Source organism: Acidovorax cavernicola (assembly GCF_003581445.1).
In genome coordinates, this window is record NZ_QXMN01000020.1 from 20,416 (window position 1) to 36,070 (window position 15,655).

16 protein-coding genes are annotated in these 15,655 nt (G+C 67.5%); 9 read left to right on the forward strand and 7 right to left on the reverse strand.

Going from position 1 to position 15,655, the window contains the following annotated elements; all coding sequences use genetic code 11:
• Window positions 1-7 precede the first annotated feature (7 nt).
• Together D3H34_RS16635 and D3H34_RS16640 are read left to right on the forward strand one after the other, a co-directional pair.
• Window positions 8-988 (forward strand): ABC transporter substrate-binding protein, encoded by a 981-nt coding sequence (locus D3H34_RS16635; RefSeq protein WP_119554903.1) that lies wholly within the window; start codon window positions 8-10, stop codon window positions 986-988.
• Entirely contained in the window at window positions 985-2,400 is a 1,416-nt protein-coding gene (locus D3H34_RS16640) for an L-serine ammonia-lyase (RefSeq protein WP_119555058.1), read from the forward strand. The genes D3H34_RS16635 and D3H34_RS16640 overlap by 4 nt, the downstream gene beginning before the upstream one ends.
• A gap of 4 nt (window positions 2,401-2,404) precedes the next feature.
• On the opposite strand, the gene D3H34_RS16645 is transcribed toward D3H34_RS16640, so the two are convergent.
• A complete protein-coding gene (locus D3H34_RS16645) occupies window positions 2,405-3,034 on the reverse strand; it encodes a LysE family translocator (protein WP_119554905.1) in 630 nt (209 codons plus the stop codon).
• Between the two features lie 83 nt (window positions 3,035-3,117).
• Between D3H34_RS16645 and D3H34_RS16650 the strand changes: the two genes are divergently transcribed.
• Window positions 3,118-3,585, forward strand: a complete 468-nt coding sequence (locus D3H34_RS16650; protein ID WP_119554908.1) for a GNAT family N-acetyltransferase — start codon at window positions 3,118-3,120, stop codon at window positions 3,583-3,585.
• A gap of 59 nt (window positions 3,586-3,644) precedes the next feature.
• Here D3H34_RS16650 and D3H34_RS16655 read toward each other — a convergent pair whose 3' ends face one another.
• On the reverse strand, window positions 3,645-4,349 hold the full coding sequence (locus D3H34_RS16655; RefSeq protein ID WP_286185818.1) for a GntR family transcriptional regulator: 705 nt from the start codon (window positions 4,347-4,349) through the stop codon (window positions 3,645-3,647).
• A gap of 284 nt (window positions 4,350-4,633) precedes the next feature.
• Here D3H34_RS16655 and D3H34_RS16660 point away from each other — a divergent pair, with 284 nt between their 5' ends.
• Genes D3H34_RS16660 through D3H34_RS16685 form a run of 6 tightly spaced genes read left to right on the forward strand, consistent with a single transcriptional unit; the run spans window position 4,634 to window position 11,211 of the window.
• Window positions 4,634-5,377, forward strand: a complete 744-nt coding sequence (locus D3H34_RS16660; RefSeq protein ID WP_119554910.1) for a DUF969 domain-containing protein — start codon at window positions 4,634-4,636, stop codon at window positions 5,375-5,377.
• Window positions 5,378-5,382: 5 nt separating this feature from the next.
• Entirely contained in the window at window positions 5,383-6,339 is a 957-nt protein-coding gene (locus D3H34_RS16665) for a DUF979 domain-containing protein (protein ID WP_119554912.1), read from the forward strand.
• Between the two features lie 10 nt (window positions 6,340-6,349).
• Complete coding sequence (gene pcp, locus D3H34_RS16670; protein WP_119554914.1) at window positions 6,350-7,021, forward strand: pyroglutamyl-peptidase I; 672 nt, start codon at window positions 6,350-6,352, stop codon at window positions 7,019-7,021.
• 44 nt (window positions 7,022-7,065) lie between these two features.
• Window positions 7,066-7,848 carry a LamB/YcsF family protein gene (locus D3H34_RS16675; protein ID WP_205736739.1) on the forward strand — a complete coding sequence of 261 codons (783 nt, stop codon included), beginning with the start codon at window positions 7,066-7,068 and terminating at the stop codon, window positions 7,846-7,848.
• 8 nt (window positions 7,849-7,856) lie between these two features.
• Window positions 7,857-9,455: a 5-oxoprolinase subunit B/C family protein gene (locus tag D3H34_RS16680; RefSeq protein WP_119555064.1), complete on the forward strand. Its 1,599-nt coding sequence runs from the start codon at window positions 7,857-7,859 to the stop codon at window positions 9,453-9,455.
• Between the two features lie 16 nt (window positions 9,456-9,471).
• A complete protein-coding gene (locus tag D3H34_RS16685) occupies window positions 9,472-11,211 on the forward strand; it encodes an acetyl/propionyl/methylcrotonyl-CoA carboxylase subunit alpha (RefSeq protein WP_119554916.1) in 1,740 nt (579 codons plus the stop codon).
• A gap of 13 nt (window positions 11,212-11,224) precedes the next feature.
• Here D3H34_RS16685 and D3H34_RS16690 read toward each other — a convergent pair whose 3' ends face one another.
• From D3H34_RS16690 to D3H34_RS16710, 5 genes are all read right to left on the reverse strand, one after another.
• Entirely contained in the window at window positions 11,225-11,512 is a 288-nt protein-coding gene (locus D3H34_RS16690) for a hypothetical protein (RefSeq protein WP_119554917.1), read from the reverse strand.
• Window positions 11,513-11,559: 47 nt separating this feature from the next.
• Window positions 11,560-13,668: a T6SS phospholipase effector Tle1-like catalytic domain-containing protein gene (locus D3H34_RS16695; protein ID WP_119554919.1), complete on the reverse strand. Its 2,109-nt coding sequence runs from the start codon at window positions 13,666-13,668 to the stop codon at window positions 11,560-11,562.
• Window positions 13,669-13,714: 46 nt separating this feature from the next.
• Entirely contained in the window at window positions 13,715-14,200 is a 486-nt protein-coding gene (locus tag D3H34_RS16700; protein ID WP_119554921.1) for a DUF3304 domain-containing protein, read from the reverse strand.
• A 68-nt stretch (window positions 14,201-14,268) separates the two neighbouring features.
• Window positions 14,269-14,742, reverse strand: coding sequence for a DUF3304 domain-containing protein (locus D3H34_RS16705; protein WP_119554923.1), 474 nt, complete (start codon window positions 14,740-14,742; stop codon window positions 14,269-14,271).
• Entirely contained in the window at window positions 14,739-15,653 is a 915-nt protein-coding gene (locus D3H34_RS16710; protein ID WP_119554925.1) for a DUF4123 domain-containing protein, read from the reverse strand. The genes D3H34_RS16705 and D3H34_RS16710 overlap by 4 nt, the downstream gene beginning before the upstream one ends.
• Window positions 15,654-15,655: the final 2 nt, after the last annotated feature.

Genomic DNA, 15,655 nt, shown 5'->3' on the forward strand with positions numbered 1-15,655 from the left:
GGTTTTCATGTCCTTCAAGTCCCTGGCGAAATGTGCGTTCGCGACCCTGGCCCTCACAGCAGGCATCGCGGGTGCGCAGACGGTGGTGCTCTACTCGTCCAACAACACCGAGACCGTCGAGACCGCGCTGTCCGTGGTCAAGAAGAAGACGCCCGGGCTCAACGTGCAGCAGGTCACCGGCGGCACCGGCACGCTGATGAAGCGCATCCAGGCCGAGGCCAAGAACCCGCGCGGCGACGTGCTGTGGAGCGGCGGCTTCGGCACGCTGGGCGCCTACAAGGACCAGATGGCGCCCTACAAGTCGCCCGACCTCGCGGCCGTGCCCGCGCAGTTCCGCGGCCCGAACGACCTGTGGGTCGGCACCAACGTGCATGTGATGGTGATGATGGTCAACGAGCGCCAGCTCAAGGGCATGCCCGCGCCCAAGACCTGGTCGGACCTGATGCGCCCCGAGTGGAAGGGCAAGTTCGCCATCACCGATCCGAGCAAGAGCGCCACGGCCTACATGCTGGTGTATGGCCTGCTCAAGCAGTTCGGCCGCGACGGCCTGGGCAAGCTGGCGGCCAACGCGGTCATCACCGCGTCGTCGGGCAGCACCTACAAGGGCGTGGCCGCCGGCGAGTACCCGGTGGGCCTGACCATCGAATACGCCGCGCAGGAGTACGTGGCGGGCGGGCAGAAGGAGATCAAGCTGGTCTACCCCACCGAGGGCAGCTACCTGGCGCCCGAAGGCATGTTCATCGTGAAGGGCGCCAAGAACATGGACGCCGCCGTCGCGCTGTACAACGGCCTGCTGAGCAAGGAGACGCAGCAGGAGTTGCTGGTGAAGAACTTCCGCCGTCCGGTGCGCAGCGACATCGCGGTGTCCAAGCTGACCTCGCTGCCCGACCTGAGCGCCATCAAGATCTTCCCGCTCGACCAGGAGGCGGCGTTGGCTGAATACGAGCAGCTCGTGGCCCTGTGGAACCTGGCGGTGAAGGCGCGGTGACAGACGCGGCCAAGGCGGCATCGACGCCTGTCAGCGCCTTCGATCTGTTCAAGATCGGCATCGGCCCGTCGAGCTCGCACACGGTCGGGCCGATGATCGCGGCGCGGCAGTTCGTCTGCCTGCTGCAATCGCAAGGCCTGCTGCCGCAGGTGGCCACGCTGGTGACGCAGCTGTACGGCTCGCTGAGTGCCACCGGGCGCGGCCACGGCACCGACCGCGCCGTGCTGCTCGGTCTCGCAGGCCATCGGCCAGACCACATCGACCCCGACACCATCGAGCCCGCCGTCGCGACCATCCAGCAGGAACGGCGCCTGCAGTTGCTCGGTGTGCATGCCGTGGCGTTCGACGAGAAGGAGCACCTGCTCTACATGCGCAAGAGCCTGCCGCAGCATCCGAACGGCCTGCGCTTCATCGCGCTGGACGCGCAGGGCCAGGTCCTCGCCGAGGCCGACTACTTCTCGGTGGGCGGTGGTTTCGTCGTCGATGCGCAGGGCGGGAGCGTGCGCAACGAAGCCGGCGTGCAGCGCCCGCCGCCTGCGGCCTTGCCCTTTGCCTTCGACACCGGCGCGGAACTGCTGGCGCAATGCCGCGCGCAGGGCCTGTCGATCGCCGCGCTGATGATGGCCAACGAAACGCAATGGCGACCCGAGGCCGAGGTGCGATCGCAGCTGCTGCAGGTGTGGGAGGCGATGGCCGGTGCCGTGCGCCGCGGCTGCGCGAGCACCGGCACGTTGCCCGGGCGCATGCAGGTGCGGCGGCGCGCGGCGGACCTGTTCGCGCGGCTGCAGGGCGACAGGCGCGACGCCGCACCGGACCCGCTCGCGGCGATGGACTGGGTCAACCTCTACGCCATGGCCGTCAACGAGGAGAACGCAGCCGGCGGTCGCGTGGTCACCGCGCCCACCAACGGCGCGGCGGGCGTGATCCCGGCGGTGCTGCACTACCACCAGCGCTTCTTTCCCGGCGCGGGCGACGAGGCGGTGGTCGAGTTCCTGCTCACCGCGGCGGCCGTCGGCATCCTCTACAAGAAGAACGGTTCGCTTTCGGGCGCCGAGGTCGGTTGCCAGGGCGAGGTCGGTGTGGCTTGCTCGATGGCGGCGGGCGCGCTCGCCGCGGTGATGGGCGGCACGCCGGGCCAGGTCGAGAACGCCGCCGAGATCGGCATGGAGCACAACCTGGGCATGACCTGCGACCCGGTCAGCGGGCTGGTTCAGATCCCGTGCATCGAGCGCAACGCGATGGGCGCGGTGAAGGCCATCAACGCGGCGCGCATGGCCTTGCGCGGCGACGGCTCGCACGTCGTGTCGCTCGACAAGGTCATCCAGACCATGATGCAGACTGGCGCGGACATGAAGACCAAGTACAAGGAAACCTCGCGCGGCGGCCTCGCCGTGAACATCGTCGAGTGCTGAAGCCTCAGCCCGCAGGCCGGCGCGTGAACGCGAGGATCAGTCCGAAGCCGACCATCATGCTGCCGCTCACCCGGTTGAACCAGCGCATCGCGCGGCTGCCGTTGGCCAGCCGGCGCATGCGCGCGCCGAGCAGCGCATAGAGCGCGATCGCTACCAGCTCGAAGACCAGGAAGGTCACGCCCAGCAGCATGTAGCTCGACGCGTACGCGCCGGGCACCACGAACTGCGGGAAGAAAGCCGTGAACACCAGGATCGCCTTCGGGTTGCCAGCGGCCACCGTGAACTCCTGGCGCACCAGTGCGCGCATCGAGGGCGGTGCGGCCTCGTGCGCCTGCACTTGCGCCGTCGGCACGGGCGCGCGCAGCAGCCGGATGCCGATCCACACGAGGTAGGCCGCGCCGATGTACTTGATGACATCGAACGCCAACTCCGACGCCACCAGCACCGCGCCCATGCCCAGGCCCGCGATGGCGATCATGATCGCGAAGGCCACCAGTCGGCCGCTCGCCGCGACGACGGCCGGCGACACGCCGTGTTTTGCGCCGTTGGTCACCGACAGCAGGTTGTTGGGGCCGAACGCCATGTTGATGGCGAAGCAGGCGGGCAGGAACAGGAGGTAGGCGGACAGGGTCATGGTGTCTGCGTCGCGGAGCGTTGCGGGGAGGCCATTATTCTTCCAATGCCATCCCCGGACACACCAACATCTCGACGATTGCCATGACACCACCCGATTCCCTCTTGAAGATGCGCAAGGCCGTGCCGGCCGATCTCCCCGCCATCGTTGCCATGCTGGCCGACGACGTGCTCGGCGCCGCGCGCGAACGCCCGGACGACACGGCGCTCTACGAGGCCGCCTTCCGGCGCATCGAGGCGCAGGACGGCAACCAGTTGCTGGTGGCCGAATTGCCGGAAGGCGTGGTCGGCTGCCTGCAACTGATCGTGATTCCCGGGCTGGGCCTGCAGGGCGCGGTGCGCGGCCAGATCGAGGGCGTGCGTGTGGCGTCCAGCCAGCGCGGGCAGCGCATCGGAGAGCAGATGATCGCGTTCGCCGTCGATGCCGCCCGGGCCGCAGGGTGCCGGCTGGTGCAGCTCACCACCGACAAGCGCCGCACCGAAGCGCACCGCTTCTACGAACGCCTGGGCTTCAAGGCCACGCACGAGGGCATGAAGCTTGAATTGAGGTAGCCGCTGTCGTCCTTGAGCATCCAGGCCACCGGCAGGCCTGGCCGCGAAGCCCCGCTCGCCTAACTGTCGAGCCCACCGTCCGGCATCTGCCGCGCATACACAGCAAGCACGATGCGCTCGGAGTGGATGAGGTAGTCGTTCAGCGCCGCCGAGCCTTCGGCGAACTTGCCGGCCTCGATGAGTTCGAGCAGCTTCGTGTTCATGTCCACGTAGGGCGCGTGCAGGAACTCCGGGTCTTTCAGCAGCCCGAAGGCCAGCCGCAGCTCGACCAGGATGTGGGCGAACAGCACGTTGAGCCGCTCGCTGTCGGCCAGCTCGACGATGCCCTTGTGGAACTCCATGTTGGCCGTGCCCACGCCCAGCCAGTCGCCGGCGTCGCGGCACTTCAGCGCCATCTCGACCGCCTCGCGCATGTGCTTCTTGGCGGGGTGGCGCGGGTAGGCCTGCGCCAGCGCCTGGCATTCGATGAGCCGGCGCACGCGGTAGATGTCGATGATCGACGCGATGCTCGGCACCGCCACGAACACGCCGCGGTTCGGCGCGTGCTTGAGCAGGCCTTCCTTGGTCAGCGTGCGAAACACCTCGCGCAGGGTGTTGCGCGAAATCTCCAGGCTCTCGGCCAGCGCGGCCTCCGACAGCCGCTGCCCCGGCGAGAACTCGCCCTTCACGATCTTCTGGCGGATCAGCTCGGCCACGCGGTCGTTGAGCGTGAGCGCGCCGGCGGCCGGCGAGTCGGAGGAAGAGGGGGAATCCAGTCGGGTCATGCCGGTCGGTCGGGGGGAGCAAGGAGAGGGCGCAGGGAGCCTGCGTTGTAACAGACGGCCTGACGGCCCCGCCGCGGCGACGCACCGAAACGTGCCCGTTTCAGGGTTTTCATGGGGGTATCTCTGCACTGTTGTTGGGCACACTACATGAAATTGTTCAACAACTTGTTTGAAATGAGTGATTCACAAGAAATGAATTGCTCATTCATTGGCATGAGGTTTGCATCAATCGACCGCACCGGCGTCCGCGCGCCGGTGTTTTGCATTGCAACGAAAGACCAACCATGACACCTGAAGTCCCCCTGTGGCCGCTGATCGGCGTGGCCGTGATCATTGCGGGGTTCATCCTGCGCTTCAATCCGATGCTGGTGGTGATCGTCACGGCCATCGTGACGGCGTTCGCCGCCGGCTTCAGCCCGATGACGGTCCTCACGGCCATCGGCACCGGGTTCATCAAGACGCGCAACCTGCCGCTGATCATTCTTCTGCCGCTGGCGGTGATCGGCCTGCTGGAGCGCCACGGCCTGCGCCAGCACGCGCAGAACTGGATCAGCCGCATCAAGTCGGCCACCGCCGGCCGCCTGCTGATCGTCTACCTCGCCGCGCGCGAACTCACGGCGGCCATGGGCCTGACCAGCCTGGGCGGCCATCCGCAGATGGTGCGTCCGCTGCTCGCGCCGATGGCCGAAGGTGCCACCGAGACGCGCTACGGCAAGCTGCCCGACCGCATCCGCCACAAGCTGCGCGCCTACGCCGCGGCCACCGACAACGTGGGCCTGTTCTTCGGCGAAGACATCTTCGTGGCCTTCGGCGCGATCGTGCTGATGACCACCTTCCTGCACGAGGCCGGCATCGACGTCGAGCCGCTGCACATCGCGATGTGGGGCATCCCCACGGCCATCGCCGCTTTCATCATCCACGCCTGGCGCCTGCGCCGGCTGGACCAGGCGCTGGCCCGTGAGCTGGGCGCCGCCGCGAGGGCAGAGGCACCCGTCGCCACCGCCGTGCCCGCCAACGAAGGACGCTGATCATCATGATTCTCTCGATCCAGCACCTGTACCTCCTGGTCGGCGTCATCCTCGCCATCACGGCCGTGATGACGCTGGCCGACCGCCAGCATCCCAAGCGCTACACCAGCGCGCTCTTCTGGGGCATCTACGCGCTGGTCTTCCTGGTGGGCGACAAGCTGCCGCCCGCGCTGGTCGGCGTGGGCGCCATCGGCATGGCTGTCATCGCCGGCATGCGCGGCGTCGGTGCGGGCAAGCACCGCGAACCCACGCCCGAGCAGTACCAGGCCAGCGCCGCGCGCCTGGGCAACAAGCTGTTCATTCCCGCACTGGCGATTCCGCTGGTCACCGTGATCGGCACCGTGGGGATGAGCCACATCAAGCTCGGCGGCACGCTGCTGCTCGACCCCAAGAACACCACGCTGGTGAGCCTGGGCATCGGCTGCGTGGTGGCCCTGGCGCTGGCCTGCTGGCTGACGCGCGAGACGCCCGTGCAGGGCATGCGCGAGTCGCGCCGCCTCACCGACGCGCTCGGCTGGGCCGTGGTGCTGCCGCAGATGCTCGGCATGCTGGGCCTGGTGTTCTCCGACGCCGGCGTGGGCAAGGCGGTGGCGCACATCACCACCAGCTACATCAACATGGACATCCGCTTCGTGGCGGTGGCGGTGTACGTGCTGGGCATGGCCCTCTTCACCATCATCATGGGCAACGGCTTCGCGGCCTTCCCGGTGATGACGGGCGGTGTCGGCGTGCCGGTGCTGGTGGGCGTGTACCACGGCGACCCGGCGGTGATGGCGGCCATCGGCATGTTCTCGGGCTACTGCGGCACGCTCATGACGCCGATGGCGGCCAACTTCAACATCGTGCCGGCGGCCCTGCTGGAGCTGCCCGACAAGAACGCGGTGATCAAGGTGCAGATCCCCACGGCGGCCGCGCTGCTGGTGGTCAACATCTTCCTCATGTACTTCCTGATGTTCCGTTGAGGCGCCGCGCATGACTTCCAACGCGAAGGCACCTCGCGTGCTGATCGCGGGCTTCGAGCCCTTCGAGAACGACCCCGTCAACCCCGCATGGGAGATCGCCCGCGCGCTCGACGGCTGGACCTGCGAAGGCGCCGTGGTGCAGGCCGTGCAGCTGCCCTGCGTGTTCGGCCGCGCCATCGACACGCTCGACGCCGCGCTGCCCGGCCCGCCCCTGAAACTGGTGCTGTGCGTCGGCGCGGCGGGCGGACGCACCGAGATCTCGATGGAGCGCGCCGCGCTGAACATCGACGACGCGCGCATCCCCGACAACGCCGGCCAGCAGCCCATCGACCTTCCCGTGGTCAAGGACGGCCCGGCCGCCTACTTCGCGACGCTGCCCATCAAGGCCATGGTGCGCGACATGCGCGCGGCGGGCCTGCCCGCGGCCGTGTCGAACAGCGCCGGCACCTTCGTGTGCAACCACATCTTCTATGCGCTCATGCACCGGATCGCGACGCGGCCGGCGCTGGCGCACACGCGCGGCGGCTTCGTCCACGTGCCTTATCTGCCTGAGCAGGCCGCCTCGAAGCCCGGCGTGGCGAGCATGGCGCTGGCCGACCAGGTGGAGGCCTTCCGCGTGGCGATCCGCACCGCGCTCACCGTGCGCCACGACGTGCGCGAAACCGCCGGCCGGCTGCATTGACCCGCCGCCACGACAGAAAGAAGAAGGACCCGATGAACATCGACTTGAACATCGACTTGAACAGCGACCTCGGCGAAAGCCTCGGCGTCTGGCGCATGGGTGACGACGCCGCCATGCTGGACATCGTCAGCAGCGCCAACGTGGCCTGCGGCTTCCACGCCGGCGACCCGGCCGGCATCCTGCGCACGCTGCGCCAGGCGAAGGAACGCGGCGTGGCGATCGGCGCGCACGTGGCGTACCGCGATCTCGTCGGCTTCGGCCGCCGCAACATGGACGTCGACAGCGCCGACCTGCGCGCCGACGTGATCTACCAGATCGGCGCCCTGAAGGGCCTGGCCGCCGCGGCCGGCACCGGGGTGCGCTACGTGAAGCCGCACGGCGCGCTCTACAACACCATCGCGCACGACGAGCGCCAGGCGCGCGACGTCATCGCCGCCATCCGCGAGATCGACGCGGGCCTCGTGCTCGTCGCGCTCGCGGGTTCGCCGCTGCTGGGCTGGGCCGAGGCCGCGGGCCTGCGCGTGGTGGCCGAGGCCTTCGCCGACCGCGCCTACACGCCGCAGGGCACGCTGGTGTCGCGCCGCGAACCCGGCGCCGTGCTGCACGATGCCGCCGACGTGGCCGAACGCATGCTGCGCCTGGCCAACGAGGGCACCGTCACCGCCATCGACGGCAGCGTGGTGCGCATCCGCGCCGACTCGGTCTGCGTGCATGGCGACAGCCCCGGCGCGGTCGAGATGGCGCGCCGCGTGCGCGAGCGGCTGGTGCAGGCCGGCGTGACGATCCGCCCTTTCACTTTCGACCTTGCCGAGGCAGCGACCGCATGACGACGTCGATGCGCTTTCTGCCCGTCAACCTGAATGCCGTGCTGGTCGAGCTCGACGACCTGGCGCAGACCCTGGCGCTGCTGGCCTCGCTGCGCGCCGAGCCCATCGCCGGCATCGAAGAGCTGGTGCCCGCCGCGCGCACGATCCTCATCACCTTCCGGCCCGCCGTGCTGTCGGCAACTGCACTGGCGCATGCCGTGCGCCGGCGCCGGCTCGACGCCCGCGAGACGCGCGTCGACAAGCGCATCGAGATTCCCGTGCGCTACGACGGCGAAGACATCGCCGAAGTGGCGGGCCTGCTCGGCATCACGTCCGACGAGCTGGTGCGCCGCCACACCGGCAGCGACTACACCGTCGCCTTCACCGGCTTCGCCCCCGGCTTCGCTTATCTGAGCGGCGGCCACCCGAGCCTGAACGTGCCGCGCCGCGCGGTGCCGCGCACCCGCATCCCGGCTGGTGCCGTCGGCCTGGCGGGCAGTTTCAGCGGCGTGTACCCGCAGGCCAGCCCCGGCGGCTGGCAGATCATCGGCGTGACCGACACGCCCATGTGGGACCTGTCGCGCGAGACGCCGGCGCTGCTGCAGCCTGGCGACACGGTGCGTTTTGTCGATGCCACGCTGTCGAAGGTGGCGTTGCCGGTCGCCGAGAAGGTGGCTGCATCGCCTGCACCCGTGGCCGTCGAAGGCGGCAGCGCCTTCGAAGTCCGCGCCGCCGGCCTGCAGGCGCTGTGGCAGGACGGCGGTCGCCACGGCCAGGCCCGGCAGGGCGTGTCCGCCTCCGGCGCGATGGATCAGCGCTCGCTGCAAGCCGCCAATCGACTGGTCGGCAACGCCTCGGACATGGCGTGCCTGGAACTGGCCTACGGCGGCTTCCAATTCGTCTGCCGCGGCGATGCCGTGATTGCCGTCACCGGCGCTGACGGTCCGCTCACGCTGGCCCGCGCCGACGGCGTGCAATGGCCGCTGTCGCGCTACCAGCCCGTCGCGCTGGCCGACGGCGACACCGTCACGTTCGGCGAGCCCGTCGCCGGCATTCGCAGCTACCTGGCCGTGCGTGGCGGTTTTGCCGTGGCGCCCGTGCTCGGCAGCTGCGCGACCGACACGCTGGCCCGCATCGGCCCGCCCGCCGTGGTGGCGGGCGACGTGCTGCCGGTGCGTACGGTCACCACCGGCGCCGTCGTCGGCGACGCCGAAGCACCTCCGGCCGACCTGCCCACCGTGCAGGAAGACGTCGTGCTCGACATCGTGCTCGGCCCCCGCACGGACTGGTTCACCGCCGACGCCGTCGAGCGCCTGTGCAGCCAGCCGTGGGCGGTGACACCGCAGTCCAACCGCGTCGGTATCCGCCTGAACGGCGAGCAGCCGCTCGTGCGTGCGAACACCAGCGAGCTGCCCAGCGAAGGCACGGCGCGCGGTTCGATCCAGGTGCCGCCCAGCGGCCAGCCCGTGCTGTTCCTGGCCGACCACCCGCTCACCGGCGGCTATCCCGTGATCGCTTCGGTCGCCACCCACCACCTGGACCGTGCGGGGCAGATCCCCGTGAACGCCCGCGTCCGCTTCCAACCGATGGCCGGCCCGCACCGCCCCAGCGGCTCCATCGAATCTTGAGATCGAAAGTCCTGCGATGAAAAAAGTCCTGATCGCCAACCGCGGCGAAATCGCCGTGCGCATCGCACGCGCCTGCGCCGACCACGGCGTGCAGTCGGTCGCCGTCTATGCCGACCCCGACCTGAATGCGCTGCATGTGCGCCGCGCCGACGAGGCCTACGGCCTGGACGGCCATCGCCCGGCCGACACCTACCTGAACATTCCCAAGCTGCTGGCCATCGCGAAGCGCAGCGGCGCCGACGCCGTGCACCCCGGCTACGGCTTCCTCTCCGAAAGCGCGGCCTTCGCGCAGGCGGTGATCGACGCCGGCCTCATCTGGATCGGCCCGTCGCCCTCGGCCATCGCCACGCTGGGCGACAAGGTGCAGGCCCGCAAGCTCGCACTGAAGGTCGGCGCACCGCTCGTCGCCGGCACCGCCGACCCGGTGAAGGACGCGGGCGAAGTGCTCGCCTTCGCCGAACAGCACGGCCTGCCGATCGCCATCAAGGCCGCCTTCGGCGGTGGCGGACGCGGCATCAAGGTGGCGTGGCGGCTCGACGAAGTCGAGGGCCTGTACGAATCGGCCGTGCGCGAAGCCATCACCGCCTTCGGCCGCGGCGAGTGCTACGTCGAGCAGTTCCTCGACCGTCCGCGCCACGTCGAGGCGCAGGTGCTCGCCGACACGCACGGCAACGTCGTCGTGCTCGGCACGCGCGACTGCTCGCTGCAACGACGCAACCAGAAGCTGGTCGAAGAAGCGCCCGCGCCGTTCCTCAGCGACGCGCAGCGCGAGCGCATCCACGTGTCGGCGCGCGACATCTGCGCGGCCGCCGGCTACACCGGTGCCGGCACCGTCGAGTTCATGCTCAGCGCGAGCGGCGCCATCTCCTTCCTCGAGGTCAACACGCGCCTGCAGGTCGAGCACCCCGTGACCGAGGAAACCACCGGCATCGACCTCGTCATCGAACAGCTGCGCATCGCGCAAGGCCTGCCGCTGTCCGTCAAGGAGACGCCCGCACCGCGCGGCCATTCCTTCGAGTTCCGCATCAACGCCGAAGACGTGGGCCGCGGCTTCCTGCCCACGCCCGGCCCCGTGCATGTGTTCGAAGCGCCCTCGGGCCCGGGCGTGCGCGTCGACACCGGCGTCGGCGCCGGCTCGCAGGTGCCCGGCACCTTCGACTCGCTGATGGCCAAGCTCATCGTCACCGGCGCCACGCGCGCCCAGGCCATCGCACGCGCGCGCCGCGCGCTCAAGGAATTCCGCGTCGAAGGCCTGGCGACCGTGCTGCCCTTTCACCGCGCCGTGATGTCGCACCCCGACTTCATTTCGGAAGACGCCTTCAAGGTCCACACCCGCTGGATCGAGACCGACTTCGCGAACGACGAATCGGCAGGCATGCGGCCCGATCCGCTGCCGGACGCGTCGCTGCACCGCACCGCCATCGAAATCGACGGACGGCGTATGTCGCTGGGGTTGCCGGCGGAGTTGCTGCGTGGGTTGGCGTCGGCGGGTGGGGTTGCTGCGGGCGGTGCCGTTGCTGGCGTTGCGAATGCACCAGCGGCCGATGCCGCCGCCGTGGCTGCGCCGGTGTCGGGCACGTTGCAGGGCTGGAAAGTCGCTGATGGCGACGAGGTCACCGAAGGCGCCGTGATCGCGGTGATGGAGGCGATGAAGATGGAGATGCAGGTCGTCGCGCACCGCGCGGGGCGTATCGCCTTTGCCGCGGCGGCGGGGGGCTACGTGGCGGCGGGGACGGCGATCGCGCGCATTGGCTGAGTGGGCGCCGCCGTCAAGGCTTGAGGAACAGGGCGACGAGTCCTGAAACGATGCAGGGGGCGAACGTCAACGCGGCCATGTAGGTCTCGAGACGTGCGCCTGGATCGCTTGCGTCGATGAGCAAGTGGTTTGCACCGAGGTAGAGCAACGCGGTGCAGGCCAGCGCGAGCACGAACAGTCGGGCTTTCGTCAAGCGAGACGTCCACGACGGATGTGGGCGCACGCGATGGCCGATCAGGAACAGTGTGCACACCACCGACGGCAGGGTGCCAAGCACCAGGCTGAGGGCGATCAGATTCATCTGGATCCGGCGTCACCGAGCGGCGATGACGGAATCTGCAGCGGGTTTCAGCTCTTGTCGAACACGCGCCGGTAGCGCCCGTGGCCATGCGGCTCGCGGCGGCTGGCGGTGCCCAGTATCTTCAATGCGATCGATGCGCCCGTGCCCGCGTTGTCTCGCAAGTCGGCGGCATCGGCGTCCGTCATCAGCGGCAGTGTTCCCGGTTCTTTCGCATCGGTCGCGATGACGCGGCTTTCGAAGTTGTTGAGTTCATACGCGCGAGCCTGATTGCGAAAGTTGCCCGCACGGCCCGGATTGCCTTGTGCTTCAGCTTCCTTCAGCAACCGATCGTGCGTGGCCTTCTTCTGCTTGATGGCGGCAATGAAGTCTTGCCGGTTCTCATCCGTGATGGGGCCGAGCATCCAGAATCCACCGTGCGAGTCGTGGACGTACTTGTCGAAGAAGTCGTTGGCGCCTTGCGGGACATCCTTGGCCGCGGCCACGGCGCGCAGGATGCGTTTTTGCACCTCGGTGGCGCGTGGCGGCTGATCGACGTAGCCGGCCCTGGGAACAGCCACCCGCCTGGGCTTGCTGTCCTCCTGCGCGGTCTTGACGTCCGAGAGCCAGTCGAGTTCCGACTCCCAGAGATCCTGCTGGTCCTGCGCGGTGGACGCCTTGTAGCTCGCCATGGCCTTGAAGGTGGCCTCGTCGCCCTTGGATGCGCGCCAGCGCCAGTACAGCTCCATGTGATAGCGCATGCGGTTCTGCACGGGTTCGCCGCCGTTGGCGACGTTCTGCTTTTCCTCTGTCGTGGTCCAGGCTGCGTACTCGCTGAAGGCCTTGTCGAGTCCGGGATCGACCTTGAAGTCTCGTTCGATCACCGCATCCATTTCGTTCAGTTGGCGTACTCGCACGCCTGCGGAGAGCGCCTCGAAATACATGTCCATCAAGGGAATCTGAGAAAGCAGGGCGGTACGCCCTTCGACGCCCTTTCCTTGGGACTTCGACGGGTAGCCGCCACCCAGATCGGAGTGCGCCCCCGGATAGACGAACTCTTTGGTGTTCGGCGGGTAGTTCGTGGCCCTGATGCGTGCCGTGGACAGCGGAAACGACTGGCGGATTTCGTGCGCCGCCACGTAGTGAACGGTCTGGTTGACACCGTTGATGTCCATGGTGCCATCGGCCCAGTCCTGAAAGCCTCGACCGACCGGCGACGAATCGGCCAGGCCGACAGAGGCCACGGTGTCGAAGATGCCGAGGAAATGAAGCTCCAGCGTCGCTTCCCCGATCACCATGTTATCGGCGACCAACTGGATCCACTGGCAAAAGGTGCGCGCTTCGGCCGCGCCGCGCGAAAAGCCGAACACCGACAGATGCATCTTGGTCACGCGTGGCCGCTGATCCTTGATGGCTTTCAGCAAGCGCTCTTGAATGCCCCTGAAGATGTAGGTCATCTTGGAGTCTCCCAAGCGCCACCAGGTCTTCAGCTGGTTGACGCACAGGTCCTTCATTTCATCCGGCTGGACCAGGTCGGACGTGTGATACGCCCGATGCAAGGCGTTGTAGACCTGAATCAACGCCCAATGGATGCGCGCCTCGCCGCCGGTGCCGAAGCGCTTGCCGTTGTCCAGCTCCTTCATCTCGCCGATCTCGGGGAAGTGCGTGCCGACGCCGGGTATGTAGTAACGAAAATTCTCGGCCTTGTCGTCCTTGTGCGCGTTGAAGAGACTGACGATGTTCGTATGGCTCTGGTCACGCGTGTCGCGGATCAGGTTGTTGTTGGTGCCATCGAAAAACAGGCCCACGTGAATCTCTTTGGAGCAGGTCAGTGCATCCGCCTTTCCTGGGTCGGCGCTGGCGGCACGCTGACACAGCTCGCGTGCGGTCAGCGTCCGGTCGGCGCGCGAGTGATCGCCAGGCAGCCCGGGCTGGTAGTTCTTGCCGCCCGGGTCGTTGTCCCACCAGTCGCCTGCGGGCGCATTGTCCAGCGGACGGTAGTTGGGGGACCATTGGATGGTTCTGCCTTCCGGCTCTGACCACACCAGTATCTGCAGCCCCGATTCCTTGAGGGTGCACTCGGCCGTACCGAGCGCGGTGGTCTTGAAATAGATGCAGCGCTTGTCGTAGGTGTTGGGATCGAAGCTGATCTCGTACCAGCCTTCGCGAAATGCGTCCATGTGTCGCTCCCTGGAGTTCTTTGAAATATCTCTTGGCCGCCTTGGCTCACCACTTCCAGTTGGGTGGCTTCACGGGGTAGGCGGGGCCGGGGTAGTCCTTGGCCCCTGCACCCTTGCTTGAAATGATCAGCCGAACCTCGCCTCCGGCAAGGAAGTGGATGTTGAGCGTGCTGCCAGGGACGTCGTATTTTTCGATCGGGACCACTTTCTCGTGCCACTGTTGGACGTACGCCTCTGGCCGTCTGTCACCTGGAATCCCGCTCGATGTTGCCCACCTCACTTTCGCGCTCAGGCCCGGACGCCATTTGGCGGGGTAGGAGATGCAGCACACGAAGCTCCCGCCGCCACCGTAGGCGCTTGAGTGGCCGGCGAAGATGCCATCGACGTACGGCTCGATGTGATCGCCTGTGTGGTTGTATGGACTGAGGTTGGCGCTGTAGCTTTCTGTCGTGCGTTCCTTGCTGCTGCAAGCCACCAGAGGCAGCGTCAGCAGAGCCAGCGCGCAGAGCGTCAGGATCGTTGTGCGTTTCATGGCGTGTGGCCTTTCAATGCGTTCACGTGTTGCTCCTCGAATTCCAGAGGTTTCTTGTTTGCCTCGACTCACCACTTCCAGCTCGGCGGTTTCACCGGGTAACCGGGGCCGGGATAGCCCTTGGCACCGGCCCCCATGTTGGAGATAACCAATCGAACGTCGCTCTCGGCCAGGAAATGCACGTTGAGCATGCCGCCCGGGACGTCATATCGATCGATCGGGACAACTCTCTTGTGCCAAGTGGGCTTGATGGCTTCGGGGCGCCTGTCGCCCGGAATCCCGCTCGAGGTCGTCCATTCCACCGTTGCGCTGAGCCCGGGGCGCCATTTGGCGGGGTAGGAGATGCAGCACACAAAGCTGCCGCCACCGCCATACGGCCTTGAGTTGCCGCCTCCGGCACCATCCACATAGAACTGATGGATGTAGTCCTCTGTATGGTTGTAGGCGCTGAGGTTGGCGCTGTAGCTTTCAACCGCAGGCTTCTTGCTGCTGCAGGCCACCAGCGCCAACGCACACAGAGCCAGGAGAGCAAAGCGCTTCATGAAGCCTTGCCCTCCAACGCCTTCCATAGATCGTCGCTCCAGCCCTTCATCAGGCTCGAAAGACTGGTGCCTTGTGCCACGGCCTTCCATGTATCCGACAGATCGGGATGCTGGTAGAAGTCGTCGCCGCAAGTCAGCGAGAGCACCACGAACTGCAGCCGGTCCGGGTTGCCTGCCACGTGCAGGCGGGTGGCAGCCTCGAGGGCGCGCTGGAGCCGCAGATGGAACGCGGCCCGGTCGGTCTTGGGCACCAGCTGAGACACCGTCTCGAGCAGCTGCGCAAAGATGCCATCGGCTTCCGAGGCGTCCAGAAGCGCCGCGAATTGCGGCGCATCGAGTTCGAGGTGATCGCTGGCATCGGCAGTGCCTTCTTCTGCGTCAGCTGCAAGCCAGTGGCCGACCTCGACGCCACTGCGATCAACCCACTGCCATTGCACGATGGCTTGTGCCACACGCCGTGTTTGCGGTTCTGACAGCGTTGCAAGCAGCGTAGGAAGCACACGCGCATCGCCCATGCGGCAATGCAGCTTCAAGCCGTCGTGCCGCGCCTGGGCCAGGTAGCCGAAGCAGGACTGCAGGTCCGCAACGGAATGGCCGGATGCAAGCCAGCTGAATGCGGGCGCTGCCGGGTCGATCGTGGCGAGGCGCTGCAAGCCTTCGGCACGCGCTTCGTCGTCTCGCGGCAGTTCCAGCAATTGCGGTCCGCGCGCGCCGTAAGCCTCCAGCGGCGTGTTGGCCAGCGCGTTGACATGCGACCATCCGTTAAGACGAAGCACCGAGGCCAGGCGCGCTGGGTCCAGCAAGGCTGCATCGACCAGCAACCAGAGGCCCAGGGAGGGCGAGGTGTCGGCCATGGCTTGCACTGCGTGGGCAAGGCGGACGGGGTCGATCGGATCGGTCGCGAATTCCAACG